Below are 25,639 nucleotides of genomic sequence, written 5' to 3'. Positions count from 1 at the left end.
GAATACTTCTCACTTAACAGGACGTGTCAGGCGTCGGAACTCAGTAAGGTTTTTTTGAAAGTTTTTTCGAAGGGCGTAAATGGGGCCCGGCGACCCCATCAATAGATCAGGCTCAGCCCCGCCAGATCGAAGCGCTGCACCTGCAATTCTTCGGTCAGGGTACCGAGGGCGGTGTCGAGCATGTCGAGACGGAACACGCCGCTGACTTCACGGGTGCCCAGGTCGGCGTCGGTCAGCACCACCTTGCCAGGCCGGTAGCGGTTGAGTTGCTCGATGACCTTGGCCAGTGGCAACCGGTCGAAGATCAGCACGCCCCGACGCCAACTGGTGGCGCGCTCCAGATCGAGGTCATCAAGGGCGACCACGCCGTTTTCGGGACTGTAGCGCGCAGCCTGGCCTTCCTTGAGCACGGTTTCTTTCTGCGGCAGCGCCTGGAGCGTCACTGCCACACTGTGCTGCAACACGCCGACCCAGGCCTGCCGGTCATCTTCCCGCTCGACCACAAACCGCGTGCCAAGGGCGCGGGTTTGCCCGCTGGCGCTCTGCACCACGAACGGCCGCTTTTCCTCGCCGGCCATCGGCGCCACATCAAAGATCGCCGAGCCCTTGATCAGGCTGATGCGCCGCTGCACGCCGTCAAACTCCAGCTTGATTGCACTCGCGGAATCCAGTTGCACGCTGCTGCCGTCGGCCAGGTGTACGGTGCGCACTTCGCCCTTGTGGGTGACGTAATCGGCCTGCAGGTGCAGCAACGCTTCGGGCCCGCGCACCCAACCGACGCCGGCCGCCACCAGCAACAGCGCGACACTCGCTGCCACGCGCCACGGCTTGCGGCGGCGGGAGCCGCGCACCGGCGCAGAAGCGGCGGCTGGCCGCTGGCGATGCACCGTCTCATCGCGATGCACCTCGCCCAGCGCCGCCCACGTCTGCTCGGCAAAACGCAGCGCAGCTTCATGGCGGCTGTCCCTGGCGATCCATTGGCGCAACTCGGCCTGTTCCTGATCGGTCAGGGCGCCGGCGTGCAGGCGCACCGCCCAATCGGCAGCCGCCTCGGTAATGCTGTGCTGTTGCGGACCTGGGCTATTCACGTGTGAATCTCGAATTTTTCGTTATGTAACGCTGTGACGTCTGACCCCAGGTTTGTCGGTAATTCATTCGTCGGATGGCCCCGCCTCGCCTTCCTGCAAACGCTGCATGACATACGCCAGCGCCTTGGCCAGGTGCTTTTGTACCGAGCTGTCGGAAATATCCAGGTGCCGTGCGACCTGGGCATGGGTCATGCCCTCGATGCGGTTGAGACGGAAAATCTGTCGGGTACGCTCCGGCAATTCCGCCAGTGCCTGCTTCAATGCCTGCCGCTGTTGCTGCGCCATTGCCTGAGCCTCCAACCCGGCCATTTCGTCTTCAATCTCGGCCAGCGCCTCATGGGGCACGGAGTCGGTCTTGCGCCGTGCTTCCTGGCGAATATGGTCGATCAGCAGATTGCTGGCCGTGCGATAGAGATAGCCCTGGGAGTTGTCGATGCGCTCGCCGACCGGCTTTTGCGCCAGGCGCAGGAAACTCTCCTGCACCAGGTCTGCGGCCAACTGCGGGTCCCGTACCTTGCGCGCGAGATACCCGCGCAGGGTATCGGCGTGCTTGAGAAACAGGCCTTTGAGATCCACGTCCGACAAACCGACTCCCTGGAATGTAAAGGAAACAGGCGGGCATCTTAAGCGTTGTCGAGAATGATTTTCAATTGATATCAACTCTGATCTGCATAACGGTGGTTTTCATTCTGCGTTCGATAATCGAACGCTTCCCACCCAGGTGATTGACCAAATTAACCATCCAGTACATTTTATCGACATACATAAAAACAACAGTGGAGAACCCTGTATGCCGCCCATCGTGCTGGTGCTCAACGGCCCCAATCTCAACCTGCTCGGCACTCGCGAGCCCGCCACTTATGGCCACGAAACCCTGGCCGACGTCGCCGCCCTGTGTGGCCGCAGCGCCGAACAGCTGGGACTGAAAGTCGAATTCCGCCAGACCAACCACGAGGGCGAATTGCTGGACTGGATCCATGGCGCCCGCACCCGTTGCGCCGGCATCGTGATCAACCCGGCGGCCTGGACCCACACCTCGGTGGCGATCCGCGACGCGCTGGTGGCCAGTGAAGTGCCGGTGATCGAAGTGCATTTGTCCAACGTGCATGCCCGGGAAGCCTTCCGTCATCACTCCTTTGTCTCACCGATTGCCAAGGCGGTGCTGGCCGGATTTGGCAGCCATGGTTACCACCTGGCCCTCGAACATTTCAGCAAGACCTTGAAGGGATGAGCCCGGTGTCCAAACGTCGAATTCTCGCCGGCCTGATAGGCGCCGGCATCCAGGCTTCCCGTACTCCGGCCTTGCACGAGCGCGAAGGCGATGCACAGGGCCTGCGTTACCTGTATCGCCTGATCGACCTCGACCAGTTGCAAACAGATACCCGCGCCCTGCCCGACCTGTTGATGGCCGCCGAGCAGATGAACTTCACCGGCTTGAACATCACCTACCCGTGCAAGCAGGCGATCCTGCCGCTGCTGGACGAACTGTCGCCCGAAGCGCGGGGCATCGGCGCGGTGAATACCGTGGTGCTTTGCGACGGTAAACGCATCGGCCACAACACCGACTGCCTGGGCTTTGCCGAAGGCTTTCGCCGGGGCTTAAGTGATGTGGCTCGAAAGTTCGTGGTGCAAATGGGCGCAGGCGGTGCCGGCGCGGCAGTGGCCCATGCGCTGCTGGGCGAAGGCGTGGAACGCTTGAGTATTTTTGACGTGGACGCCGAGCGCGCCCGCAGCCTGGCGGATAACCTCAACCAGCATTTTGGTGCCGGTCGGGCTCAGGCAGGCAATGACTTGGAAAGCGCCATGGCCGAAGCCGACGGCCTGGTGAATACCACACCGATGGGCATGGCCAAGCTGCCGGGCATGCCCGTACCACTGGACACCTTGCGCGCCGACTTGTGGGTGGCGGAGATTGTGTATTTCCCGCTGGAAACCGAACTGCTGCGCAACGCCCGCGCCCTGGGTTGCCGCACCCTGGATGGCGGCAACATGGCGGTGTTTCAGGCGGTGAAGGCGTTTGAGTTGTTCAGTGGCGAAGTGGCGGATGCCGAGAGAATGCTCGCGCACTTCCGAAGCATGAACATCTAACTGCAGAAACGGGATCAAAAATGTGGGAGCGGGCTTGCTCGCGAATGCGGAGTGTCAGCCACCGGATGTTTTACTGACCCACCGCCTTCGCGAGCAAGCCCGCTCCCACATTTGCTCAGTGTTGAACTCAGGCCTGCAAATAGCGCAACACCGACTCGCAGATCATCGCCCGATGCCGCTGCTTGACCGACTCATCCGACAACTCGATCTGAAAGATCTCGCTGAAGGTGTGGCGGTTCGACACCCGGTAAAAACTGAACGAGTTGATCAGCAGGTGCACGTCCAGCGGCTCCAGCCCTTCGCGGAACAGCCCCATCTCCGCCCCGCGGAGCAACGTAGTGCCGAGGGCCTCGAGGATGTTGCTGTTCATCGCCTTGATGGACGTCGACTGCTTTACGTACTCGGCGTTGTGAATGTTCTCGATGCTCACTATCCGCACAAAATCCACGTTCTGATCGTGGTGATCAAAGGTGAATTCCACCAGCCGGCGAATCGCTTCCCGGGGCTCCAGGGCCGTCAGGTTCATCCGGGTCTCGGTGTTGCGAATGTCGCCGTAAAGCTTCTCCAGCACCTCGACGTAGAGCTGCTCCTTGCTGCCGAAGTAGTAATAGATCATGCGCTTGGAGGTCTGGATACGCTCCGCGATCGCGTCCACTCGGGCGCCGGACAGGCCCTGCTGAACAAACTCGACGATGGCTTCCTGGAGAATGTTCTCGCGGGTCTTTTCCGGGTTGTTCTTGCGGCTCTTGCGCGGCGCAGTGGCCGCGGCGGGAAGCTCGGAAGTCAGGGTCATGGTGCGCTCACGGCCTTAGGTGCAGGCGGTGATTATGGGCCGCGCCGCACGCCGAAGGAAGCGCCAGCACCTTACAACCTGGCCTGGCGCACCGCACCGCTGCGGGACTTGGCCATGGCCGCCAGGCGCACCGCCACGTTGGCCGCGCCGTAACCGGTGTAACCGTTCTTGCGCTGGATGATCTCGAAGAAAAACCGGCCTTCGAACGGCTCGGTGTAGACGTGAAACAGTTCACCGCCCTGGGCATCGCGGTCGTACAGCACGTTGTAGTAGGCCAACTGGCTGAGGAACTCGTCGTCGAAATCAAACCGCGCCGCCAGGTCATCGTAGTAGTTGAGCGGGATATCCAGCAGCGGCACACCGGCGTCCTTGGCCCGGCTGACCTCGGCGAAAATGTCCGCGCAGTCGAAGGCAATGTGGTGCACGCCCGAGCCGCGATAGCTCGACAACGCGTGGGAAATCGCGGTGTTGCGGTTCTCGGAAATATTCAGCGGCAGGCGAATCGAGCTGCAGCGACTGCGCAGTGCCCGGCTTTTCACCAGGCCGTAGGGGTCGGGCAGCACCACTTCGTCATCGGCTTCGAAATCCAGCAGGCTTTTGTAGAACAGCACCCAGCTGTCGAGGCTGTCGGCGGGCAAGGCCATCGCCATGTGGTCGATGCGCAGCAGGCCGCCGCTGGCAGCGCTTGCAGGTTGCAGGTTGAAGTCGGTGTCGTAGAGGCCGCCTTCGTTCTGGTCGACGAGGTAGATCAGGCTGCCATCTGGTGCACGAACGGCCGCCAGCTCCAGCTCGTTGGGGCCGACCAGCCCGCGATACGGCTGGCCCTTGTAAGCCACCGCCCGCTCCAGGGCTTTGGCGCTGTCCTTCACGCGGATCGCCGTGGCGCACAACGACGGGCCGTGGGCCTCGAAGAAGTTGTGGGCGAAGGAATAGGGTTCACAGTTGAGGATCAGGTTGATATCGCCCTGGCGCAGCAGGCTCACGCTCTTGGAGCGATGCTGCCCGGCCTTGACGAAGCCCAGACGCTCCAGCCATGAAGTGAGCTTGGCACCGAGGTTTTCATCCACGGCAAATTCCAGGAATTCAATGCCGTCGTATTCGCTGGCGGCCGGGGTTTCGAACAGAATCTCGGGGACCGGTTTGGCTTCCTCCGCCAACCGTTGGCGAGTCTTCTCTTCGAGGTACAGCAGCGAGCGCAGGCCGTCGGCGGCGTTGGCCCGGGTCGGTGCGGCGCGGAAGCCGTCGTTGAAGATTTCCAACGACAACGGCCCGGTGTAGCCGCTCTTGATGATGGGGGCGAGGAAGCCCGCCAGGTCGAACTCGCCCTGGCCTGGGAAGCAGCGGAAATGCCGGCTCCACTCCAGTACATCCATCGCCAGGATCGGCGCGTCGGCCATCTGCACAAAGAAAATCTTGTCGCCGGGGATTTCGGCAATAGCGCTCGGGTCGCCCTTGAGGGACAGGGTGTGGAAGCTGTCGAGCAACACGCCCAGGCTCGGATGATCGATCTTGCGCACCAGGTTCCACACCTGTTGCCAGGTGTTGACGTGTCGGCCCCAGGCCAACGCTTCATAGCCAATGCGCAGGCCACGGCGGCCAGCGTGTTCGGCCAGCAGGCTCAGGTCATCCAGTAGAATGCTTTCATCGCCAACGGAATCGGCTGACGCGTTACTGCACACCAGCACCAGGTCGGTGCCCAACTCCTGCATCAAGTCGAACTTGCGCTCGGCTCGTTCAAGGTTGCGCGCCAGGCGGTCGCGGCGGCAGCCTTCAAAATCCCGGAACGGCTGGAACAAGGTGATGGCAATGCCGAGGTCGGCGCACATTTGCCTGACTTCACGCGGGCTGCCGTCGTAATACAGCAGATCGTTTTCGAAGATTTCCACGCCATCAAACCCGGCAGCCGCGATGGCTTCGAGTTTTTCCGGCAAGGTTCCGCTCAAGGAAACGGTGGCGATGGAGCGTTGCATGGGGCGACTCCCGGCAGATGAAGCAGGTCTTATTTACGGCAAATTATTGGCCGCCAGGTTCATCACAGCAATTGAAATGTACGAACCGGTTAGTTTTATGGGCGATTATCGAACAGAATGGCAATCGGCGAATTGACGATTTTTTAGCCTCTGCGCACCATCGACAGCACATTGAGTCCCGCTCGGGTTGAGTGGCCTCGGTTAACCAAGACCCTGAACACACCATAAAAATTTCAAAAAAAACGGGTACTTCCTCATGCCTTCGCAAAATCCCGCCGTGGCCGTGCGCCACAGCAATCCCCATAGCGGCATCGGCGACAAAATCCGTGGCGCCATGGCTGTCGGTAAAACCCGCTGGGGCATGCTGGCCCTGGTGTTTTTCGCCACCACCCTGAACTACATCGACCGCGCCGCCCTCGGCGTGATGCAACCGATCCTGGCCAAGGAAATGAGCTGGACGGCGATGGACTACGCCAACATCAACTTCTGGTTCCAGGTGGGTTACGCCATCGGCTTTGTGCTGCAAGGCCGGCTGATCGACCGGGTAGGCGTCAAGCGCGTGTTCTTCTGCGCGGTGCTGCTGTGGAGCCTGGCCACCGGCGCCCACGGCCTGGCCACCTCGGCGGTGGGCTTTATGGTCTGCCGGTTCATTCTCGGTTTGACCGAAGCCGCCAACTACCCGGCCTGCGTCAAGACCACCCGCTTGTGGTTCCCTGCCGGCGAGCGTGCCGTGGCCACCGGGATCTTCAATGCCGGCACCAACGTCGGCGCGATGATGACGCCGATGCTGCTGCCGCTGATCCTTCACGTGTGGGGTTGGCAGGCCGCCTTCCTGTGCATGTCGGCACTGGGCGGGATCTGGCTGCTGTTCTGGGGCCTCAAGTACTACAACCCGGAAGACCATCCGAGCGTGAAGCAATCGGAACTGGACTACGTGCAGCAGGAAGTCGAACCGGAACAACCCCGCGTGCCGTTCAGCCGCATCCTGCGGATGCGCGGCACCTGGGCCTTCGCCCTCGCCTACTCGATGACCGCACCGGTGTTCTGGTTCTACCTGTATTGGTTGCCGCCGTTCCTGAATCAGCAATACAACCTGGGCATCAACGTGACCCAGATGGGCATCCCGCTGATCATCATTTATCTGACGGCGGACTTCGGCAGCATTGGCGGCGGGATTCTGTCTTCGTTCCTGATCGGCCGTGGGATGAATCCGATCAAGGCGCGGTTGTTGTCGATGCTGCTGTTCGCCTGCTGCATCGTCGGGGTGATCATGGCCGCCGGTTCCAGCCAGCTGTGGGTCGCGGTGTTTGCCATCTCCCTGGCCATCGGCGCGCACCAGGCCTGGACGGCCAACATCTGGAGCCTGGTGATGGACTACACGCCCAAGCACATGATGAGTACGGTGTTTGGTTTTGGCGGCATGTGCGCGGCCATCGGCGGGATGTTCATGACCCAGATCGTCGGCCATATCCTGACCGTGACCAACAACAACTACACCGTGCTGTTCACCCTGATTCCGGCGATGTACTTCATCGCGCTGATCTGGATGTACTTCATGGCGCCGCGCAAGATTCCGACCGTCGAGGTCTGAATTTCCTACCTGCGCCGCTGCTGCCAGGCAGCGGCCAACCCGCTCAGGCAAATCACCCCGATCCCGACCACCGTGGTCAGGTCCGGGGTGTGATTGAACACCAGCCAGCCCAACAACCCCGCAAACACGATCTGGCAATAGCCGAACGGCGCCAGCAAGGCCGGCGCCGCGAAGCGGAAGGCCTGGGTCAGCATCAAGTGCGCGGTCATCCCGCAACTGCCCAGCGCCAGCATCAACACCCCATGCCACAGGCTCGGCACTTGCCAGAAGAACGGCACCAGCGCACTCATCACCAAGGTGTTGCACAGCCCGGCGAAGAAGTTGCTGGTGGTGGACGTGTCGTACTTGCTGAGGATGCGGGTAAGCAGTTGGTAGAAGCAGAAGAACAGCGCGGACGTCAGAGGCAACAACACCGCCGGGGTGAACAGCTCACCGCCGGGGTGCACAATGATCAACACCCCGATGAACCCGCAAATCACCGCCAGCCATTGGCCACGGGTCACGTGCTCACCCAGCAGCGGCACCGACAAGGCGGTGACCAGAATCGGCGCAAGAAAGTTGACCGCCGTGGCCTCGGCCAACGGGATAAAGTGCAACGCCGCCGTGAAAAACAGGCTGGTGCCCAGCAGGCACAAGGCCCGCGCCACCTGCAGCAACGGTCGTTTACTGCGCAGTACCCGCAGCCCTGATTGCGGCAGGAAAATCCCGGCCATCAAGAGTGTGTGCACCAGGTAACGGGCCCACACCACCATCACGATCGGGTAGAACCCGGCCAGGTATTTGGACAGCGCGTCGTGGCTGGAAAACAGAAAAGTGGCCACCACAATCAGCAAAATGCCTTTGAGGGGGTGGTTGACGCCGGAAAGTGGGGTGCTGAGGGTCATTGCATTCTCTTGAGTGGCAGGCTGAAATGACCGCCGCATACCGCGGCATAATCTAGAACGGGTAAAGCGCCTCGCTCAAGAGCATAACCAAACACTGTTCGAACAGCGCACTAAATTGCGGTTTTCCAGTCCAACGCTTCACGCCGCCCCGCCCACTGCGCGTTTTTTAACCAAGGCCTTCGTACCATGAAAAAAACCCTGTTGATTCTTTCGACCCTGGCGCTGCTCAGCGCCTGCGACAAGCAAGCCGAGACCGCCAAGGCGCCGGCACCGCCCTCCGTCCAAGCGACGCTGGTACCGGAAGTGCTGCCCACCGACAAATGGGTCGGCAAATGGATTGGTGTCGAAGGCCTGAACCTGACCATCGCCAAGGACGACAGCATCGGCCGCGGCCACTATGTACTGACCATGAAATACGGCCTGGATGACGATGATTCCGGCACCTTCAAGGGCCAGGCATCCGAAGACGGCATCACCTTTGAACGCCCGGACGGCCCGCAGATCCTGAGCGCCGGCGACGGCGAAGCCACTGGCCTGAAATGGCTGGCCGACAAGAAGGACTGCCTGATCGTCGACACCGGCGAAGGCTATTGCCGCGACTGACAGAAGCTTCATACAGGCCGGCCGACACAGCGTTTAGCATCGTCAGACAGCCGGACTGGCGCCAACCCTACACACCAACAACACTGAGCTGCAGAACCATCAAGAGGATTGCCACATGCTATGGAAAAAAGGCCGACGCAGCGACAACGTGGTGGACGCCCGCGATGACAGTGGCGGCGGTGGCGGTGGCATGCGTTTTGGCGGCGGCAAGGGCCTGAGCCTGACGGCCATCGTGCTGATCGTCGGCATCGGCTGGCTGACCGGCCAGGACCCGATGCAGATCCTCGGGCAACTCAGCGGCCAGCTCACCGAGCAAGCGCCCTCCGTCAGCCCGCAAACCCGCCAGGCGCCACCGGCCAATGATGAACAGGCCGACTTCGTGCGCGCCGTCCTCGGCGACACCGAAGACACCTGGGCCCAGGTGTTCCAGGAAAACGGCCTGACCTACAAGAACCCCAAATTGATCCTGTTCCGCGGTCGGGTGAACTCCGCCTGCGGTGGCGCCACCTCCGCCAGCGGGCCGTTCTATTGCCCGGCAGACCAACAGGTATACCTGGACCTGGATTTCTTCCGGGAAATGTCCCAACGCTTCAAGGCCGCCGGGGATTTCGCCCAGGCCTACGTGATTGCCCATGAAGTCGGACACCACGTTCAGACGCTGCTGGGCATCTCGGCGAAGATTCAGGCAGCCCGCCAGCAAGGCCGGCAGATGCAAGGCGACGGCGGCCTGTTGGTGCGCCAGGAACTGCAAGCCGACTGCTTCGCCGGTGTGTGGGCCAACCGGGCGCAAAAGCGCCTGAACTGGCTGGAGCCTGGCGACATTGAAGAAGCATTGAATGCGGCCAACGCCATCGGCGATGACCGCTTGCAGCAACAGGGCCAGGGCCGCGTGGTACCTGACTCGTTTACCCACGGTACCTCGGCACAGCGGGTTCGCTGGTTTAAGACCGGCTTCGCCCAGGGCCAGATCACTCAATGCGACACCTTTACCGCCAAGAGCCTTTAAATGAATAAACGACTGGGTCTGCTGTTAGGTTTGTTGATCACCTGTTCCTCCTCCACCTGGGCCGCCGAGCACGGCGTAAAGGTGGTCAGCCCCGATCGTTTTCACCTGGATGCCGGCGACCTGAGCGTCGGCTTGAGCCAGGACTGGCGCCAGCCGCTGCCTCAAGTCACCCGCGCGCTGATCATCGTGCATGGCCGCTTGCGCAACGCCATGACCTACCTGGACAGCGGCGAAAAGGCCGCCAAAGACGCAGGACAAAACGCCAACACCCTGGTAATTGCGCCGCAGTTTCTCAACCAGACCGACATCAAGCGCAACCAGGTCGACAACCAGACCCTGCGCTGGAACAGCAATGACTGGATGGCCGGCGAGCCGTCCACCGGCCCGGGCCAGATCAGCTCCTACGGCGCGCTGGACCAGATCATCAAGCACCTGGGCAACCGCAAGCTGTTCCCGAACCTGAAGGAAATCGTGGTGGCCGGTCATTCCGGCGGCGGCCAGGTGGTGCAGCGTTTTGCCCTGACCGGGCATGATCACCCGCTGCTGCAAACCGAAGGCATCAGCTTGCGCTACGTGGTGGCGAACCCTTCGTCCTACGCCTACTTCAGCCCGCAGCGTCCGGTGAAGTTCGATGTTTCCAGTTGCCCTGATTTCAATGACTGGAAATACGGCATGCAAAACCTGCCGGCCTATGCCAAGGGGCAAAGTGCCGAGCAACTCGAGCAGGCTTACGTTTCGCGTAATGTCACTTACCTGCTGGGCCAGCAGGACACCGACCCGAATCACCCGGCGCTGGATAAGAGCTGCGGGGCTGAAACCCAGGGCGCGTATCGCTTGATTCGCGGGCACAACTACTTTGACTACCTCAAGCAGCGGCACCCGCAGTTGGGCCACAAGCTGGTGGAAGTGCCGGGGGTTGGGCATGACGGGGACAAGATGTTTACGTCGCCTGAAGGGCAGAAGGTGTTGTTTCCATAACCACTGAAGAAACCGGATCAAAAATGTGGGAGCTGGCTTGCCTGCGATGGCATCACCTGGGTGTTACTGATACACCGCGGTGTCTGCATCGCAGGCAAGCCAGCTCCCACATTTGATCTTCATTGCCTGGGGTTAGAGCATCCGGCGCAATACCGCGCAATCTTCGGCATGCCAATCCGCGAGCTCCGGCCACGGGTTATCCGGCAAGTTAACCAACACCGTCTTGGTCCCCGCCGCCCGCCCACAATCCAGATCAAAGCGGTAATCACCGACCATCACCATCTCTTGCGGCGTCACTTCCCACGCTCGCGCCAGCTTCAACAAACCACCCGGATCAGGCTTGGGCGGCGCATCATCGCGCCCCAACACATCCTCAACCGCAAAGCAGTCCGCCAGGCCGATCGCCTGCAACGTCACATGGGCCAGCTCCCACGCATTGCGCGTCAGGATGCCCAGCCGATAACCGCGCCCGGCCAATTCCCGCACCAACTCCACCGCACCGGTCGCCGCCACCGAGCCCAGCGCCAACTCGCGCTCATGCTCCAGCAGCCACGCATGCTTGGCTGCTGCTTCGTCGGCGGGCAATGCCGCCAGGTGGGTAAGAATGTCGTCAGTCGCCGGAATATCCAACGCTACGCGAATCGCCGCAAAGTCATGCACGGCCACCGTCAGGGTGCCATCCATGTCGAACACCCAATGCTTCACATCACTCAGGCTCATGCCCAATCCTTGCGATGACGAATCAAGCCTTCCTGGGTGACCGACGCCACCAGTTGCCCGGCGCGGTTGTACACGCTGCCCCGGGAGAACCCACGGGAATTGCCGGCCCACGGGCTGTCCATGGCGTAGAGCAACCAGTCATCGGCACGCAGGTCGGCGTGGAACCACAGCGCGTGGTCGAGGCTGGCGACTTGCATGTCTTTCTGCCAAACCGTCTTGCCATGGGGCAGCAGCGAAGTGGTCAGCAGGCCGAAATCCGAGGCGTAAGCCAGCAGGTATTTGTGCAGCGCCGGTGAGTCAGCCAACGCGCCATCCGCACGAAACCACACGTATTTGACCGGGTCGGACGGCTGCGGGTTGTACGGGTCTTTCTCGGTCACCGGCCGCACTTCGATCGGCTTGGGGCACAGCAGTTTTTCGCGCATGTGCTCAGGAATCAGGTGCGCGCGCTGCTGGGTCAGCTCCAGCTCCGAGGGCAGGTTTTCCGGGCCGACCACCACGGGCATGGTGGTCTGATGCTCGAAGCCTGCTTCGTCGTACTGGAACGAAGCGCTGCAGGTGAAGATCGGGTTGCCCTTCTGGATCGCCGTCACCCGGCGCGTGCTGAAACTGCCGCCATCGCGCACCCGGTCGACCGAATACACCACCGGCAACGCCGCATCGCCCGGGCGCAGGAAGTAACCGTGCAACGAATGCACATGCCGCGCCTCTTCAACGGTCTGGCTGGCCGCCGACAGCGACTGGCCGAGCACTTGGCCGCCAAACAGCTGGCGAAAGCCCAGGTCCTGGCTGCGGCCGCGAAAGAGGTTTTCCTCGATCGGCTCCAGGGTCAGCAGGTCCACCAGATCTTCCAACACTTGGCTCATAGAGCATCTCCTACAACAATCTATTGGGCATTCCGGGCTGCTTATCCGTGCAGCGTGTCCAACCATTGGGCGCGGGTGATGCGATACAACACATGATGCCGCACCGGGTCATCCGCTGCGACCTTGGGGTGTTCAAAATCTGCCAGGGGATCGTAATGCATACCGATGGCCTGCATGACTTTTTGTGATGGCAGATTGGCTTCAGTGGTAAACGAAACGATCTCGTCCAGCTTCAGCCGGTCGAAACCACAGCGCAGGGCGGTCCAGGCGGCTTCGCTGGCGTAGCCCAGGCCCCAGTGTTCCTTGGCCAGGCGCCAGCCGATTTCCACCGCCGGGGTGAACGGCGCCTCGAAGCTGACATTCAGCAAGCCGGTGAGGCCGATGAATTCGCCGCTATCTTTACGCTGCAACGCCCACAGGCCAAAACCGTATTCGGCAAAATGGCCGCGAATACGCCCGATCAGCGCAGCGCTTTCCAGGCGGCTCAAGGTGGCCGGGAAATAACGCATCACCTGCGGGTCGGCGCACATGCGCGCAAACTCCGGCAAGTCGGCATCGCTCCATTGGCGCAGCACCAAGCGTGCGCTTTCCAATTGCAGTATTGGCTCCATTGATCCCCCTCCCTTGCCATGTGCGTGAGTGTAACGCGCTGTTAAGATCCGTCGCTGGTTCCCGTCAGAAATCGCCATGCCTTTGCCACTGATCTACCACGACGACTACAGCCCCGAGTTCCCGGCGGACCACCGCTTCCCCATGGATAAATTCCGCCTGTTGCGTGACCATCTGGTGGAGAGCGGCCTGACCCGGGACAGCCAACTGCTGCGACCGGAACTCTGCCCTGCCGAGATTCTGGCCCTGGCCCATGAACCTCGGTATATCGAACGCTACATGAGCGGCGAGTTGTCCCGCGAAGACCAGCGGCGCCTCGGCCTGCCCTGGAGCGAAGCCCTGGCCCGGCGCACCGTGCGCGCGGTGGGCGGCTCGTTGCTGGCGGCCGAGCAGGCCCTTGAGCATGGTCTGGCCTGCCACCTGGCCGGCGGCACCCACCACGCCCACTACGATTACCCGGCGGGTTTCTGCATCTTCAATGACCTGGCGGTGATCAGCCATTACCTGCTGGCCAGCGGCCGGGTCAACCGGGTGCTGATCTTCGATTGCGACGTGCACCAGGGCGACGGCACCGCGCGCATCTTGCACGACACCCCGGACGCGATCACCGTGTCCCTGCACTGCGAAAAGAACTTCCCCGCCCGCAAGGCCGAAAGCGACTGGGACATCCCGCTGCCGATGGGCATGGGCGACGCGGACTACCTCAAGGTGGTCGACGATGCCCTCAATTACCTGCTGCCGCTGTATCAGCCCGACCTGGTGCTGTATGACGCCGGCGTAGATGTGCACAAGGACGACGCCCTCGGCTACCTCAAGCTGACAGACCAAGGCGTCGCCGCCCGCGATGAAAGCGTGATGCGCCACTGCCTGGGCCGCGATATTCCGGTGGTCGGCGTGATCGGCGGCGGCTACAGCAAAGACCGCCCTGCCCTGGCCCGTCGCCACGGAATCCTGCACCACAGCGCGCAGCGGGTCTGGACGTCATCAGGTTGTCATTGAGTTATGCACCTTACCCACAATCGCTGTGGAACTGCCTGTGGATAACCTGAGTGAAAGCCTCTGCAAGCCATAAGCTGTATGGCCTGCAGAAGGCTGTTCATTTTTTGATCAGGCAGGTTCGCCGTCCTCGGGTAGAATGCTCGGCCTACTTTGCCGAACCGCAGTTATCCCCATGCCCCAGACTCAAACCTCACCTCAACACGTCATCATCATCGGCGGCGGCCCCGCCGGGCTGATGGCCGCGGAAGTGTTGATCCAGGCCGGGGTCCGGGTCGACGTGTACGACGGTATGCCGTCGGTGGGCCGCAAGTTTCTGCTGGCGGGCGTCGGCGGCATGAACATCACCCATTCCGAAGCCTACCCGGCGTTTTTGTCGCGCTACGCCGAGCGCGCGCCGTTCATGGCGCCATTGCTGCGTCAGTTCGGTGCCGAAGCGTTGTGCGAATGGATACATGGGCTGGGGATTGAAACCTTTGTCGGCAGCTCCGGCCGGGTGTTTCCTACCGACATGAAAGCCGCCCCGCTGCTGCGCGCCTGGCTCAAGCGACTGCGAGACCAGGGCGTAGTTATCCACACCCGTCATCGCTGGCTGGGCTGGAATCCCGACGGTAGCCTGCTTATCCACAGCCCCGAGGGCGACAAAAGTGTGCACGGTGATGCGGTGCTGCTGGCGTTGGGCGGCGGCAGCTGGTCGCGGCTGGGCTCGGACGGGGCATGGTTGAAATTGCTGGAAGACAAAGGCGTGCCTTACGCAGCATTGCAACCGAGTAACTGTGGCTTCGAGGTCTCAGCCTGGAGCGAGTTGATGGTCAGCAAATTCGCCGGGGCACCGTTGAAAAACGTCGCCATCGGGTTAGCGGACGATAAACCTCGGCTGGGTGAATGCGTGATCACCGCCACGGGCATCGAAGGCAGCCTGATCTACGCGTTGTCGGCGCCGATTCGTGAGGCGATCAACCGGGATGGATCAGCCACGGTGCATATCGACCTGTTGCCGGGCAAGCCGCTGGACAAGGTGATTGCGGCGTTGAGCAAGCCACGTGGCTCACGCTCGATGAGCAAGCATTTGCACAGTCAGTTGGGAGTGGACGGGGTGAAGGCGGCGCTGCTGCGGGAATTGACCCCGGCCGAGCATTTCAACGATCCAGCTCAGTTGGCGGCGGATATCAAGGCGTTGCCGCTGACGCTGGTGAAAACCCGGCCGATGGACGAAGCCATCAGTACGGCGGGCGGTGTGCCGTTTGAGGTACTGGATGAACGCTTGATGATCAAGCAATTGCCGGGTGTGTTTTGCGCAGGCGAGATGCTGGATTGGGAAGCACCGACGGGCGGGTACTTACTGACGGGGTGTTTTGCCAGCGGGCGAGTGGCTGGGCGCGGCATGCTGGAATGGCTGAAGAACTGATCGTTCCCACGCTCCGCGTGGGAACGCCGCTCAGGACGCTCCGCGTCCGCTTCTGAAGCTGACGCAGAGCGTCACAGGATGCATTCCCACGCAGAGCGTGGGAACGATCCTTAAGGCTTACTTCTTCTTACGCGGCCCAGTATTAAACGCAGGAACCTTGCGCACCGGCTTGATCGACGGCTCCGCCACCGACACTTCACCGCTCTCCACCCACTTGCCCAGGTTGCGCTTGCCGCCACCGGACGCCTTGGGTTTCTTCGGCTTTTTCGGCTTCTTCACCACCTGGCCAGTGGCATCGGTATCCGGCACGCGATGCTCCGGTTCGAAGTCCTGCTCCATCTTCCGGGTCAATGTCTGACGGGTCAGCATCTCGATGGCCGACAGCATGTTTACTTCATCCGCACACACCAGGGAAATCGCCTCACCGGTGTTGCCCGCACGACCAGTACGGCCGATGCGGTGGATGTAATCCTCGGCCACGATCGGCAGGTCAAAGTTGACCACCAGTGGCAAGTCTTCGATGTCCAGGCCACGGGCCGCCACGTCAGTAGCCACCAGAATCTGCACGTCACTGCTCTTGAAGCGATCCAGCGCGCGCTGGCGAGTGGCTTGTGGTTTGTCGCCGTGAATCCCGTCGGCATTGATGCCCAGGCCTTGGAGCTTCTCTACCAGCGCATCCACGCCGTTGCGGGTCTTGGCGAACACCAGCACCTGCTTCCAGCGGCCCTTGCGCATCAGGTGCACAAACAGTTCCGCCTTGCGCTTCTTGTCCACCGGCACCACCCACTGCTTAACAGTATTGGCGGCAACGTTGCGCGGGCTGACTTCGACGGTCAGCGGATCAATCAGCATCTGCCCCGCCAACTGGCGGATCTCGTCGGAGAAGGTCGCGGAGAACAGCAAGGTCTGGCGCTTTTTCGGCAGCATGCGGTAGATGTTCGCCAGTTCTTCGGAGAAGCCCAGGTCGAGCATGCGGTCGGCTTCGTCCAGCACCAGGGTTTGCAGCTGGTTGAGTTTCAGCGCGTTCTGGCGGAACAGGTCGATCAGGCGGCCAGGGGTGGCGACCAGCACATCAACACCCTTGCGCAGCTTCATCATCTGCGGGTTGATGCTCACGCCGCCGTATACGGCGTACGTGGTCAGCGGCAGGTGTTGGGCGTACTCGGCGACGCTGGCGTGAACCTGCTCGGCCAACTCGCGAGTCGGGCACAGGATCAGCGCGCGCACCGAGTTGGCGCTGACTTTCGGCCCTTCCATGGTCAGCAGCTGCAGCAGCGGCACGGCGAAACCGGCGGTCTTGCCGGTGCCGGTCTGGGCCGCAGCCATCAGGTCGCGACCGGCCAGCACCGCCGGAATGGCTTGCGCCTGCACCGGCGTCGGGGTCTGGTAGCCAAGCGTCTCAAGGGCGCGCAGCAAGGGTTCGATCAGGCCAAGTGTGGCGAAAGTCATGGAAATACCGTAGGAAAAAGTCAGCGCAAGGTCGCAATGCGCGGCAGTTTACCTTATTTCCGGTTTCGGCTTTCGCCACTGTGGCAGGCTGATCAGCAGCACGGCGCTGATGATCACCAACATTGCCAGAGCTTCTTCCATGCCGATGGTCTCGCCGACAAACACAATCCCGAGCAACACCGCCACCGCCGGGTTGACGTAGGCATAGCTGGTGGCCGCCGCCGGGCGTACGTGCTTGAGCAGATACATATAGGCATTGAAGGCGATGATCGAACCGAACACGGTCAAGTACGCCAGGGCCAGCCAGCCTTCCAGCGGTGGCATGGCTTGCAGGTGTTCACCGCTGACGGCACTCAGCACCAGCAGCACTACACCGGCAATCAGCATCTCCGCCGCACTGGCCATGGCGCCTTGCGGCAGCGGCAAATGCTTGCTCCACACCGACCCGAACGCCCAGGCCGCCGCGGCAAAAATCAGCAAGGCCGCACCGGTGGGGCTCGATTGCAGGTTGGAGCCCATGTTGAGCATGGCGATTCCGATAATCCCCAGCACCACCCCGGCCCATTCCAGACGGGTATTACGCGCGCCCCAGAAATAACCACAGAGCAAGGTGAACAACGGCACCGTCGCCACCGCCAACGCGGCAACCCCGGACGCCACGCCCGTATGTTCGGCCACACTGACCGCACCGTTACCGAAGGTCAGCAGCAAAATGCCGATCTTCGCGGCAGCCTTCCACTGCACCCAAGTCGGCGCCGGCGCCCCGCGCCAGCGCAGGAAGGCATACATCAGCGCACCCGCTGTCATAAAGCGAATCCCCGCCAGCAACAACGGCGGCCAGTACTCCACACCAATGCGAATCACCAGGTAGGTAGACCCCCAGATCACATACAGCGCAAAAAAGGCGGCGATCAACGGTAAGGGAAAGCGACGTGGGCCAGGCATTGGGCAGCTCTGCGGCAGGACAAGGGAGCGTTATTTTAGAAATCTCCGGCCGTAAACATAAGTTACAAAACCTGTTTAAAGCGCCAGTACACTTTTCAAAACACGGTTATCAAGGCTATAAACCGTGCTTTCGAAAGCTATGGATTCCCGGAGCCTTATCATGGACAAATACGACCGCATGCTTCTCAGCGCCCTGCTGGAAGACGGCCGCGCGTCCTACGCGCAATTGGCGCGCACCGTGAACCTCTCGGCGCCCGCCGTGGCCGAGCGGGTGGCGAAACTGGAAGCCAGTGGTGTGATTACCGGGTATCAGGCCAAAGTCGACCTTTCGAAGGTGGGGCTGCCGATCCAGTGCGTGATTGAGTTGCGGTTGACCAATCATGGGAGTCAGAAGGTGTACGACGCCCTGGCGGAAATCCCCGAGTTGACTGAATGCCATCGGGTGACCGGGGATCCGTGCGTGATCATGCAGGCGGCGGTGGGGTCGATGCCGGAGCTGGAGAGCCTGATCAATCGGGTGGCGAAGTTCGGGTTCAGCAAGACCTCGATCATCTTGTCGAGCGCGATAGAGCGGCGGGTGCCGTTGGGGCAGTTGGAGGGGAATGGGAAGAATGGTGGCTGATCTATCCCCATCGCGGGCAAGCCCGACTCCCACAGTTGACCGAGTTGCCTGAAACACCCGCGCTCAACTGTGGGAGCTGGCTTGCCTGCGATGATGTCAGTAGCGTCACCACTTCCCTTTGTTCGAAGCTGCCTGGCACGGGCAGCAGCGGGCGGTGATGCTTTGGTGGGGATGGCGAAGGTGGTGGTGGATCGGTCGCTGGACTGCTTACAGCCTCGATAACACCGCAAAACTAATGTGGGAGCGGGCTTGCTCGCGAAAGCGGTGTGTCAGTAGACACATGTGCTGACTGACACGGCGCATTCGCGAGCAAGCCCGCTCCCACATTTGGATCTTCGCCATGTTGAAGAGGGCATTCGGCTTGAGCGCCTTAGAACCCGCGATGCTTCTTCAAATGATCATTGATCTTCGCCGCCGGAACCTTCTGCAAGCTGCACAGCAATTCGTGCGACAGCTCCCGCAACCCGTGGGTGCGGCGCAGTTCCTGGGCTAAATGCGCGGTAAGGTTCGCCGCCATCTCCGCATCCGCCATCGCCCGGTGAGCCTTGCCGGTGTGGGGCAGTTGGGCAAATGAGGTCAGGGTGCCCAGCTTGTGGTTCGGTGCCGCCGGCATCAAGCGTCGCGCCAGCAACAACGAACAGGCAAACTTCTGCAAACGGGTGCGCCGGATCAACCCCAACTCGAAATCCCAGAACTTCTGGTCAAACGCGGCGTTGTGGGCCAGCAGCGGTGTGGTGCCGACAAACTCGTTCACCTCATTCATCACCCGCTCCGCCGTCGGCGCGGTGCGCAGCATGGCGTTGCTGATGCCGGTCAGTTGTTCGATAAACCCCGGCACGCGCACGCCGGCGTTCATCAGGCTCTGGTAGCGGTCCACTATCTGGCCCTGCTCCAGGATGACCACGGCGATTTCCGTGGCCCGGCAGCTGCTGCTCGGCTGGATGCCGGTGGTTTCAAAGTCGATGACCGCTATACGTTCCAAACCTGTTCCAACTCCGTCGTAAATCTATTTAAGCAGCAACGCGCCTTCGATCGGCACGTAGCGGCTGGCGGCGCGTATCAGTGAGTTGGCCGTCAGCCCCGGCACGCCGTAGGCCACAGCCTCGACGCCGTGCTTGTTGATGATGCGGTCCAGCAGCATGTCGAAATCACCGTCACCGGAAGCCAGCACCACTTCGTCGACATGGGCGGCGGCGTCCATGATGTCGATGGTGATGCCCACGTCCCAGTCACCCTTGGCCGAGCCGTCGCTGCGCTGGATGTAAGGCTTGAGCTTCACGGTAAAACCGAGGTTGCGCAGGATTTGCTGGAACTGCTGCTGCTTGCTGTCGCCACGGTCGATGGCATAGGCGTACGCCTCGACAATCTGCCCGCGCTGGCTGATGTCAGCCCACAGGGCGGCGTAGTTGAAGTGACAGCCGTACGCCTGGCGCACGGTGTAGTAGAGGTTTTGTACATCGGCGAACACGGCTATCTTTTTCACCGCAAATCCTCATGACACGCGCATGGACCCCGGGCTCAAAGGCCCGGAAAGGTTGCCAGTATGCCAGCCACAAGGCAGTTTCCGAGAAAAATCAGCCCGGGGCGACGAAGCGCCCCGGCTGAGTGTGGGTCAGACGAAGGAATCGTCGTCGCCAAAGGAGGAGGAGTCGTCGGAATAGTCGTTGTCGGCGAAGCTGTCGGAGCCGTTGTCGCTGCCCCAGCTGTCGTTGCCGGCAAATTTCTGGTCGTCGTTACCCCAATTGCCGTTGTCGCTGGCCGGCGCCGGTTCTTCGCGGATGATTTCTTCCACCACTTGCGGCTGCTGCGAGTTGTGGTTGAACAGGCTGCTGATGCCCTCTGCCAGCATCACACCACCGGCCACGCCGGCTGCAGTTTTCAGTGCGCCGCCGAGGAAGCCGCTGCCGATTGGCGCTGCGGGGGCCTGTTGTGGCTGCTGGTAATTCTGCTGTGGGGCACCGTAGTTCTGCTGTGGCGCGGGTTGGCCACCAAACGACGGACGCGCCGGTTCACGCCAGCCACCCTCGGAAGATGCAGGCGCACTCTGGGCAGGCTGCGGGTCGCGGGAGCCACCACCAAAGATGCTCGACAGGAAACCGCCACTGCTCGGTGCAGGCTGCGCCGCCTGGGACCTGGCCTGTTGCAGTTCGTCCTGCAATTGCTGGATTTGTTGGGCCTGCTGCTTGTTCTGCGCATCAAGGCTCTTGATTGCATGCTCTTGCACCAGAATCGACTGGGTCATGTAGTACGCAGCGGCCGGTTGGCGAGTGACGTGCTCCTTGATCCGCGCTTCAGCCTGGGCGTCGCGGGGGGCTGAGTCCGTTTCGGCTTGCTGCAACCGTGAAAACAGTCCATCGATCAGGGTTTGCTCTTCGCTGTTCATGGCGACCTCGTTAGATTGCCGGTAGAAATCTTCGCCTTGCGCACGATGTGCAAGGTACAGCCTAGTTATGGGGCTGTTACTGATTGTTTCAATGGTCTTTACGCAAGGTTTACGTTTGCTTGCATCTGCTCATGATCGGTTAAAGTAACGCCCTTGCTTTTCGGCCTGTGAAGACCCTGATGAATCCGTTAGACGTACTGCGCGACTCCTTCTTCTTTTTCAAGCGCAACCTGGGCGCCATCGTGCAGTTGTGCCTGCCATTGGTGATCCTCGAGGCCCTGCTGCAACAGGTGCTCGACCACACCCTCGGCCCTGATGCATTTCCCGGCTACAGCGTGATCGTCGGGCTGCTGGTGTATCCGCTGTACACCGGCGCACTGATCCTGTTCCTCGACGCCCGCACCCGGGGCGAATCGCCGCGCACCCTGGATGTGCTGGCCATGGCCCTGACCCTGTGGCCGCGCTTCGCCTTGCTGACGGCAGTCAGCACGCTGCTGATCCTGCTGGGCCTGTCTCTGTATTTCCTGCCGGGCTTGTGGCTGATGGTGGTGCTGGCCTTCGCCGAATACTTGCTGGTACTGCGGGGCATGTCGGCGCTGTCGGCCATGAAGGAAAGCATGCGTCTGACCCGTGGGCATTTCTGGCGCATCCTGGTGTGCCTGCTGTGCGTCATGACCCCACTGTGGTTGCTCAAGGGCGCCAGCGTGGCAGTCTACCCGGACCCAAACCCGCTGCTTGGCCTGCTGATGGACAGCGCGCAAAGCTTTTTGCAGCTGTTCACCAGCGTAGTGTTGTTCCGCCTGTTCATGTTGATTGGTGGCGACGCCGACGCGCGGTGATATGCTCCGGGCCTTGTCCTGCAACGCCATAAGCCGAGCCGATGACCCGACTACTGCGCATTACCTTGCTGGGCCTGCTGATCCTCGCGGCCCTGCTGACCGGCTTGATCTACAGCCTGACCTGGCGCCCTGCCGACAAGGAAACCCTGCCCATCCGCTGCGTCGCGCCCCGAGCGCCGACGCTGTTGCCGGGCCAGGCGCTCAAAGTCATGACCTGGAACGTGCAGTACCTGGCCGGCAAGAACTACGTGTTCTGGTACGACACCCCGGACGGCAGCGGCCCGGACGACCGCCCTACCGTTGAAGACATGGCTTCAAGCCTGGACGAAGTGGCCCGGGTGATCCGCGACGAACAGCCCGACATCCTGCTGTTGCAGGAAGTCGACGAAGGCGCAAAGCCGTCCAGCTACCAGGACCAACTGGCCTTGCTCCAGGAACGCCTGGCCGACCTCTACCCGTGCAGCGCCCAGGCCTTCGACTGGAAAGCCGACTTCGTGCCCGACCTGCACATCTTCGGCAGCGTCGGCCGCAAGCTGGTGACCATGAGCCGCTACCAGATCGAACACGCCGAGCGCCTGCAATTGCCCGTGGCCCGCGCCAACCTGATCAGCCGTCAATTCCAGGCCAAACCCGCATTATTGCTGACCTACCTGCCGTTGAGCGACGGCGGCCAGTTGGCCGTGCTCAATACCCGCCTGGACGGCACGGCCCCCGGGCACAACGCGGTGCTGGAACAAGTGAAGGCGACCGTCAAGCTGGTGGATAAATTCGAAAGCCGTGGCACGCCATGGCTGATGGGTGGGGATTTCAACCTGTTGCCGCTGGGGCAATTCCTGCGCCTGGACGCCGGCAAACGCGGGCAATATTCACCGGACAGTGAGCTGCACCTGCTGTGGGAAAAGTACCCGATGGTCCCGAGCAACAGCCAATCCAGCGGCATTGATCGGGATAAATGGCTGACGTATTTCCCGAATGACCCGACCGTGGACGGACCGGATCGTACGCTGGACTACCTGTTCTACAGTTCGCGTATCAAAAAGGTCGAGAGCACGGTGCGGCAGAGCGATACGGTGCTTATCTCCAATCACTTGCCGGTGATTGCGCGATTCCTGTTGCCGGCCGCGCAGTAACTAACACTGCAAAATGGTGTGGGAGCTGGCTTGCCTGCGATAGCATGGCCGCGGTGCCACTGAAAAACCGAGTTGCCTGCATCGCAGGCAAGCCAGCTCCCACAGTTGATCTTCATCGCGCTTACTTTCTCGGCTTGATCCGGGCCGTCGGCTCAGCGATCAACGGATCATCCGGCCAATAATGCTTCGGATACCGCCCCTTCAAGTCCTTCTTCACCTCGGCATAAGTACTGCGCCAGAAGTTGGCCAGGTCCTGGGTTACCTGCACCGGGCGCCTTGCCGGTGACAGCAGGTGCAGCTTGACCACCTGCCGCCCGCCGGCGATCCGTGGGGTGTCCGCCAGGCCGAACAACTCCTGCAAACGCACCGCCAGAATCGGCGGCTGCTCGCTGTAGTCCAGCCGCACCGACGAGCCCGACGGCACCTTCAGATGGTGCGGCGCCAACTCGTCCAACTGCGCAGGCAACGGCCACGGCAGCAGGTTATGCAGGAAGCTGGAAATATCCAGATTGGAAAAATGGCTCAGGCGCGACACCTTGCCCAGGTACGGCATCAACCAGTGTTCCAGGCTGGCGAGCAGGGCGCTGTCGCTGACATCCGGCCATTCACTGGCCTTGCCGGTATCCAGATCACGCAGCAGCATCACCCGCGCCTGCCATTGGCGCAGCTCCGGGGTCCAGGGCAACAGTTCCAGGCCTTTGCGCCGCACCAGGTTAACCAGCGCCTGGCTGCGGGCGGATTCGTCGAGGCCGGTCAGCGGCTCGCGGCTGAGCACCAGTTCGCCGACCTTGCGCTGGCGTTCGGCCCGCAGCACGCCTTCGCGCTCATCCCAGTCAAGCTGGTCGACATTACGCACCTGCTCGGCCAACACCGAGTCAAACAGTGCCGGATCAAAATCCGCCGCGAGGTAAATCCGTTCTTCGCGCTGGCCCTGGCGGCTGCCCAGATCGGCGATCACCAGCCAGGGTTGTTTCATCAGGCTGTCGGCTTCGGCGAACAGCGCGGCGCGGCCGTTGGCGAGGCGGTATTCGGCACCGCCGGCACGGCGCTGCTGTGCGACACGGTCCGGGTAGGCCAGCGCCAGCAACGCGCCGAGCCAGCGCGGGTGATCGGGATCAGCGACCGGTTGCTCAGCCTTGCCTCTTAAATAACTACGGTATTGCCGGGCCAGTTGCTTGGCGCGCTGCACGCCACCCTGGGTGCCACGGGCTTTTTCCTCGCCGGATAACAACGCCAGGCGACTGTGCAAATCCGCACCGGCGCCGCGCAAGATATCGCGCTCCCCCAACAGTGCCGCCACGTCACAGGCCATGTTAGCCAGGCCCAAATCCTGACCTCGCAACAGCAAATGAGCGATACGCGGGTGCGCGGGTAACCCGGCCATTTTCTGGCCGTGGGGGGTCAGCTTGGCATCGCTCAATGCGCCCAATCGCTCAAGCAAATCCTGAGCCTGTGCATAAGCGGCGGTGGGCGGCACGTCGAGCCACACCAACTGAGTCGGCGCCACGCCCCAGCGGCCCAATTGCAGCGCCAGACCGGAAAGATCCGCCGAGAGAATTTCCGCGCTGGAATAGGCCGCCAGTCCTTCATGCTGATCCTCGGACCACAACCGATAACACACCCCCGGCTCCAGTCGCCCTGCCCGGCCGGCACGCTGAGTGGCGCTGGCGCGGGAGATGCGCTGGGTGTCCAGGCGGGTCATGCCGCTGCCCGGGTCAAAACGCGGGACCCGCGCCAGCCCGGCATCGATCACCACCCGCACTCCGTTGATGGTCAGGCTGGTCTCGGCAATGTTGGTGGCCAGCACCACTTTGCGCTTGCCGGCGGGCGCCGGGTCGATGGCGGCACGTTGGGCGGCCAGGTCCAGTTCGCCGTGCAGCGGGCATAGCAGCACCTCGGTGTTATCGCCCAGCGCGTCAGCCAATTGCTGATGAACCCGACGAATCTCGGCCTGCCCCGGCAGGAAAACCAGCACGCTGCCGGTTTCATCATGCAGGGCTTCAAGGATGGTCTGCACCAACCGTGGCTCGATAAATTCGCCGGGCTGGAATGGCCGACCCCAGCGCATTTGCACCGGGTACATGCGCCCTTCGCTGCGCAGGATCGGTGCGTCGTCCAGCAACCCGGCCAGGCGCTCGCCTTCCAGGGTGGCGGACATCAGCAGGATCTTCAGTGGCTGCTCGTCGCGAAACAGGTCTCGGCCATTGAGGCTCAGGGCCAGCGCCAGGTCGGCGTCCAGGCTGCGCTCGTGGAATTCGTCGAAGATCAACAAACCTACACCGTCCAGCGCCGGGTCATCCTGCAAGCGGCGGGTGAGGATGCCTTCGGTGACCACTTCGATCCGCGTATTGGGGCCGACTTTACTGTCCAGGCGAATGCGGTAGCCGACGGTTTCGCCGACCTTTTCCCCCAACTCGCTGGCCAGCCTTTCTGCCGCTGCGCGGGCGGCCAGGCGGCGGGGTTCGAGCATCAAGATGGTTTGCCCGGCCAGCCAGGGTTCATTCAACAGCGCCAACGGCACCCGTGTGGTTTTACCGGCGCCGGGCGGAGCTTCGAGCACGGCTTCATGGCGCGTCGCCAAGGCGTCACGCAGGGCGGGTAAAACATCATCGATTGGCAACGAATTCATACTGGCTCCAAAGCAGAGCGGCGAGTATAACGGCGAACTGCC

Annotated in this window: 26 protein-coding genes; 12 read left to right on the top strand and 14 right to left on the bottom strand. The window is 61.8% G+C overall.

Annotation, left to right across the window (positions count from 1 at the left end; translation table 11 throughout):
- Positions 1 to 98 precede the first annotated feature (98 nt).
- Together BLU46_RS20335 and BLU46_RS20330 are read right to left on the bottom strand one after the other, a co-directional pair.
- A complete protein-coding gene (locus BLU46_RS20335; RefSeq protein ID WP_093204845.1) occupies positions 99 to 1,088 on the bottom strand; it encodes a FecR family protein in 990 nt (329 codons plus the stop codon).
- Between the two features lie 63 nt (positions 1,089 to 1,151).
- The gene (locus tag BLU46_RS20330) at positions 1,152 to 1,673 is read right to left on the bottom strand and encodes an RNA polymerase sigma factor (protein WP_093204841.1); all 522 of its coding nucleotides are present in this window, start codon (positions 1,671 to 1,673) and stop codon (positions 1,152 to 1,154) included.
- A gap of 205 nt (positions 1,674 to 1,878) precedes the next feature.
- Here BLU46_RS20330 and aroQ point away from each other — a divergent pair, with 205 nt between their 5' ends.
- The gene (gene aroQ, locus BLU46_RS20325) at positions 1,879 to 2,319 is read left to right on the top strand and encodes a type II 3-dehydroquinate dehydratase (protein WP_093204837.1); all 441 of its coding nucleotides are present in this window, start codon (positions 1,879 to 1,881) and stop codon (positions 2,317 to 2,319) included.
- Positions 2,316 to 3,176 (top strand): shikimate dehydrogenase, encoded by an 861-nt coding sequence (locus BLU46_RS20320; RefSeq protein ID WP_172834545.1) that lies wholly within the window; start codon positions 2,316 to 2,318, stop codon positions 3,174 to 3,176. The genes aroQ and BLU46_RS20320 overlap by 4 nt, the downstream gene beginning before the upstream one ends.
- Before the next feature lie 127 nt (positions 3,177 to 3,303).
- Here the strand turns inward: BLU46_RS20320 and BLU46_RS20315 are convergent, their stop codons facing one another.
- Positions 3,304 to 3,969 carry a TetR/AcrR family transcriptional regulator gene (locus BLU46_RS20315; RefSeq protein ID WP_093204832.1) on the bottom strand — a complete coding sequence of 222 codons (666 nt, stop codon included), beginning with the start codon at positions 3,967 to 3,969 and terminating at the stop codon, positions 3,304 to 3,306.
- Positions 3,970 to 4,040: 71 nt separating this feature from the next.
- Positions 4,041 to 5,939, bottom strand: coding sequence for a 3-dehydroshikimate dehydratase QuiC (quiC, locus tag BLU46_RS20310; RefSeq protein ID WP_093204827.1), 1,899 nt, complete (start codon positions 5,937 to 5,939; stop codon positions 4,041 to 4,043).
- Between quiC and BLU46_RS32890 the strand changes: the two genes are divergently transcribed.
- Both BLU46_RS32890 and BLU46_RS20305 read left to right on the top strand, forming a co-directional pair.
- Positions 5,938 to 6,075, top strand: coding sequence for a hypothetical protein (locus tag BLU46_RS32890; RefSeq protein ID WP_157721300.1), 138 nt, complete (start codon positions 5,938 to 5,940; stop codon positions 6,073 to 6,075). The two genes, quiC and BLU46_RS32890, sit on opposite strands and share 2 nt — an antisense overlap.
- A 120-nt stretch (positions 6,076 to 6,195) precedes the next feature.
- Complete coding sequence (locus BLU46_RS20305; protein ID WP_063026959.1) at positions 6,196 to 7,530, top strand: MFS transporter; 1,335 nt, start codon at positions 6,196 to 6,198, stop codon at positions 7,528 to 7,530.
- A gap of 5 nt (positions 7,531 to 7,535) precedes the next feature.
- Here BLU46_RS20305 and BLU46_RS20300 read toward each other — a convergent pair whose 3' ends face one another.
- Complete coding sequence (locus BLU46_RS20300) at positions 7,536 to 8,414, bottom strand: DMT family transporter (protein ID WP_093204824.1); 879 nt, start codon at positions 8,412 to 8,414, stop codon at positions 7,536 to 7,538.
- 186 nt (positions 8,415 to 8,600) lie between these two features.
- On the opposite strand from BLU46_RS20300, the gene BLU46_RS20295 reads away from it, so the two are divergent.
- The 3 genes from BLU46_RS20295 to BLU46_RS20285 all read left to right on the top strand — a co-directional run bounded on the left by BLU46_RS20295 (position 8,601) and on the right by BLU46_RS20285 (position 11,001).
- On the top strand, positions 8,601 to 9,017 hold the full coding sequence (locus BLU46_RS20295; RefSeq protein ID WP_017477865.1) for a hypothetical protein: 417 nt from the start codon (positions 8,601 to 8,603) through the stop codon (positions 9,015 to 9,017).
- A gap of 115 nt (positions 9,018 to 9,132) precedes the next feature.
- Complete coding sequence (gene ypfJ / locus BLU46_RS20290; RefSeq protein WP_003215526.1) at positions 9,133 to 10,023, top strand: KPN_02809 family neutral zinc metallopeptidase; 891 nt, start codon at positions 9,133 to 9,135, stop codon at positions 10,021 to 10,023.
- Complete coding sequence (locus tag BLU46_RS20285; protein ID WP_063026955.1) at positions 10,024 to 11,001, top strand: hypothetical protein; 978 nt, start codon at positions 10,024 to 10,026, stop codon at positions 10,999 to 11,001.
- A gap of 132 nt (positions 11,002 to 11,133) precedes the next feature.
- On the opposite strand, the gene BLU46_RS20280 is transcribed toward BLU46_RS20285, so the two are convergent.
- The 3 genes from BLU46_RS20280 to BLU46_RS20270 are packed head-to-tail and all read right to left on the bottom strand — an operon-like array spanning position 11,134 to position 13,198.
- Positions 11,134 to 11,721 carry an HAD family hydrolase gene (locus tag BLU46_RS20280; RefSeq protein WP_093204820.1) on the bottom strand — a complete coding sequence of 196 codons (588 nt, stop codon included), beginning with the start codon at positions 11,719 to 11,721 and terminating at the stop codon, positions 11,134 to 11,136.
- The gene (tesB, locus tag BLU46_RS20275; RefSeq protein WP_017477869.1) at positions 11,718 to 12,587 is read right to left on the bottom strand and encodes an acyl-CoA thioesterase II; all 870 of its coding nucleotides are present in this window, start codon (positions 12,585 to 12,587) and stop codon (positions 11,718 to 11,720) included. Before tesB ends, BLU46_RS20280 begins: the two co-directional genes overlap by 4 nt.
- Positions 12,588 to 12,628: 41 nt before the next feature.
- The gene (locus BLU46_RS20270) at positions 12,629 to 13,198 is read right to left on the bottom strand and encodes a GNAT family N-acetyltransferase (protein ID WP_017477870.1); all 570 of its coding nucleotides are present in this window, start codon (positions 13,196 to 13,198) and stop codon (positions 12,629 to 12,631) included.
- A 76-nt stretch (positions 13,199 to 13,274) separates the two neighbouring features.
- Here BLU46_RS20270 and BLU46_RS20265 point away from each other — a divergent pair, with 76 nt between their 5' ends.
- Together BLU46_RS20265 and BLU46_RS20260 are read left to right on the top strand one after the other, a co-directional pair.
- On the top strand, positions 13,275 to 14,195 hold the full coding sequence (locus BLU46_RS20265) for a histone deacetylase family protein (RefSeq protein WP_063026951.1): 921 nt from the start codon (positions 13,275 to 13,277) through the stop codon (positions 14,193 to 14,195).
- Between the two features lie 172 nt (positions 14,196 to 14,367).
- Positions 14,368 to 15,600, top strand: coding sequence for a TIGR03862 family flavoprotein (locus BLU46_RS20260; RefSeq protein WP_093204815.1), 1,233 nt, complete (start codon positions 14,368 to 14,370; stop codon positions 15,598 to 15,600).
- Between the two features lie 117 nt (positions 15,601 to 15,717).
- Here the strand turns inward: BLU46_RS20260 and BLU46_RS20255 are convergent, their stop codons facing one another.
- Positions 15,718 to 17,049 carry a DEAD/DEAH box helicase gene (locus BLU46_RS20255; protein WP_017477873.1) on the bottom strand — a complete coding sequence of 444 codons (1,332 nt, stop codon included), beginning with the start codon at positions 17,047 to 17,049 and terminating at the stop codon, positions 15,718 to 15,720.
- A 48-nt stretch (positions 17,050 to 17,097) separates the two neighbouring features.
- Positions 17,098 to 17,994, bottom strand: a complete 897-nt coding sequence (yedA, locus tag BLU46_RS20250) for a drug/metabolite exporter YedA (RefSeq protein WP_017477874.1) — start codon at positions 17,992 to 17,994, stop codon at positions 17,098 to 17,100.
- Positions 17,995 to 18,154: 160 nt separating this feature from the next.
- On the opposite strand from yedA, the gene BLU46_RS20245 reads away from it, so the two are divergent.
- Positions 18,155 to 18,616: an Lrp/AsnC family transcriptional regulator gene (locus BLU46_RS20245; protein WP_010174823.1), complete on the top strand. Its 462-nt coding sequence runs from the start codon at positions 18,155 to 18,157 to the stop codon at positions 18,614 to 18,616.
- Between the two features lie 370 nt (positions 18,617 to 18,986).
- On the opposite strand, the gene BLU46_RS20240 is transcribed toward BLU46_RS20245, so the two are convergent.
- From BLU46_RS20240 to BLU46_RS20230, 3 genes are all read right to left on the bottom strand, one after another.
- Positions 18,987 to 19,598 carry a 3'-5' exonuclease gene (locus tag BLU46_RS20240; protein ID WP_063026945.1) on the bottom strand — a complete coding sequence of 204 codons (612 nt, stop codon included), beginning with the start codon at positions 19,596 to 19,598 and terminating at the stop codon, positions 18,987 to 18,989.
- A gap of 24 nt (positions 19,599 to 19,622) precedes the next feature.
- Complete coding sequence (locus tag BLU46_RS20235; RefSeq protein WP_017476223.1) at positions 19,623 to 20,099, bottom strand: NYN domain-containing protein; 477 nt, start codon at positions 20,097 to 20,099, stop codon at positions 19,623 to 19,625.
- A 129-nt stretch (positions 20,100 to 20,228) separates the two neighbouring features.
- Positions 20,229 to 20,999: a DUF2076 domain-containing protein gene (locus tag BLU46_RS20230; protein WP_093204811.1), complete on the bottom strand. Its 771-nt coding sequence runs from the start codon at positions 20,997 to 20,999 to the stop codon at positions 20,229 to 20,231.
- Between the two features lie 179 nt (positions 21,000 to 21,178).
- On the opposite strand from BLU46_RS20230, the gene BLU46_RS20225 reads away from it, so the two are divergent.
- Both BLU46_RS20225 and BLU46_RS20220 read left to right on the top strand, forming a co-directional pair.
- Entirely contained in the window at positions 21,179 to 21,838 is a 660-nt protein-coding gene (locus BLU46_RS20225; RefSeq protein WP_063033890.1) for a YciC family protein, read from the top strand.
- Between the two features lie 41 nt (positions 21,839 to 21,879).
- Positions 21,880 to 22,968, top strand: a complete 1,089-nt coding sequence (locus tag BLU46_RS20220; protein ID WP_093204807.1) for an endonuclease/exonuclease/phosphatase family protein — start codon at positions 21,880 to 21,882, stop codon at positions 22,966 to 22,968.
- A gap of 121 nt (positions 22,969 to 23,089) precedes the next feature.
- Here the strand turns inward: BLU46_RS20220 and hrpB are convergent, their stop codons facing one another.
- The gene (hrpB, locus tag BLU46_RS20215) at positions 23,090 to 25,597 is read right to left on the bottom strand and encodes an ATP-dependent helicase HrpB (RefSeq protein ID WP_093204798.1); all 2,508 of its coding nucleotides are present in this window, start codon (positions 25,595 to 25,597) and stop codon (positions 23,090 to 23,092) included.
- Positions 25,598 to 25,639: the final 42 nt, after the last annotated feature.

The sequence above is a fragment of the Pseudomonas yamanorum genome, assembly GCF_900105735.1.
GTDB classification, from domain to species: domain Bacteria; phylum Pseudomonadota; class Gammaproteobacteria; order Pseudomonadales; family Pseudomonadaceae; genus Aquipseudomonas; species Aquipseudomonas yamanorum.
This window is presented reverse-complemented; position numbering and strand designations above follow the sequence as displayed.

Coding starts and splice junctions, on each gene's coding strand:
- aroQ (WP_093204837.1), top strand. CDS start 1,879: ATGCCGCCCATCGTGCTGGTGCTCAACGGCCCCAATCTCAACCTGCTC.
- BLU46_RS20320 (WP_172834545.1), top strand. CDS start 2,316: ATGAGCCCGGTGTCCAAACGTCGAATTCTCGCCGGCCTGATAGGCGCC.
- BLU46_RS20315 (WP_093204832.1), bottom strand. CDS start 3,969: ATGACCCTGACTTCCGAGCTTCCCGCCGCGGCCACTGCGCCGCGCAAG.
- BLU46_RS32890 (WP_157721300.1), top strand. CDS start 5,938: ATGGGGCGACTCCCGGCAGATGAAGCAGGTCTTATTTACGGCAAATTA.
- quiC (WP_093204827.1), bottom strand. CDS start 5,939: ATGCAACGCTCCATCGCCACCGTTTCCTTGAGCGGAACCTTGCCGGAA.
- BLU46_RS20305 (WP_063026959.1), top strand. CDS start 6,196: ATGCCTTCGCAAAATCCCGCCGTGGCCGTGCGCCACAGCAATCCCCAT.
- BLU46_RS20300 (WP_093204824.1), bottom strand. CDS start 8,414: ATGACCCTCAGCACCCCACTTTCCGGCGTCAACCACCCCCTCAAAGGC.
- BLU46_RS20295 (WP_017477865.1), top strand. CDS start 8,601: ATGAAAAAAACCCTGTTGATTCTTTCGACCCTGGCGCTGCTCAGCGCC.
- ypfJ (WP_003215526.1), top strand. CDS start 9,133: ATGCTATGGAAAAAAGGCCGACGCAGCGACAACGTGGTGGACGCCCGC.
- BLU46_RS20285 (WP_063026955.1), top strand. CDS start 10,024: ATGAATAAACGACTGGGTCTGCTGTTAGGTTTGTTGATCACCTGTTCC.
- BLU46_RS20280 (WP_093204820.1), bottom strand. CDS start 11,721: ATGAGCCTGAGTGATGTGAAGCATTGGGTGTTCGACATGGATGGCACC.
- tesB (WP_017477869.1), bottom strand. CDS start 12,587: ATGAGCCAAGTGTTGGAAGATCTGGTGGACCTGCTGACCCTGGAGCCG.
- BLU46_RS20270 (WP_017477870.1), bottom strand. CDS start 13,198: ATGGAGCCAATACTGCAATTGGAAAGCGCACGCTTGGTGCTGCGCCAA.
- BLU46_RS20265 (WP_063026951.1), top strand. CDS start 13,275: ATGCCTTTGCCACTGATCTACCACGACGACTACAGCCCCGAGTTCCCG.
- BLU46_RS20260 (WP_093204815.1), top strand. CDS start 14,368: ATGCCCCAGACTCAAACCTCACCTCAACACGTCATCATCATCGGCGGC.
- BLU46_RS20255 (WP_017477873.1), bottom strand. CDS start 17,049: ATGACTTTCGCCACACTTGGCCTGATCGAACCCTTGCTGCGCGCCCTT.
- yedA (WP_017477874.1), bottom strand. CDS start 17,994: ATGCCTGGCCCACGTCGCTTTCCCTTACCGTTGATCGCCGCCTTTTTT.
- BLU46_RS20245 (WP_010174823.1), top strand. CDS start 18,155: ATGGACAAATACGACCGCATGCTTCTCAGCGCCCTGCTGGAAGACGGC.
- BLU46_RS20230 (WP_093204811.1), bottom strand. CDS start 20,999: ATGAACAGCGAAGAGCAAACCCTGATCGATGGACTGTTTTCACGGTTG.
- BLU46_RS20225 (WP_063033890.1), top strand. CDS start 21,179: ATGAATCCGTTAGACGTACTGCGCGACTCCTTCTTCTTTTTCAAGCGC.
- BLU46_RS20220 (WP_093204807.1), top strand. CDS start 21,880: ATGACCCGACTACTGCGCATTACCTTGCTGGGCCTGCTGATCCTCGCG.
- hrpB (WP_093204798.1), bottom strand. CDS start 25,597: ATGAATTCGTTGCCAATCGATGATGTTTTACCCGCCCTGCGTGACGCC.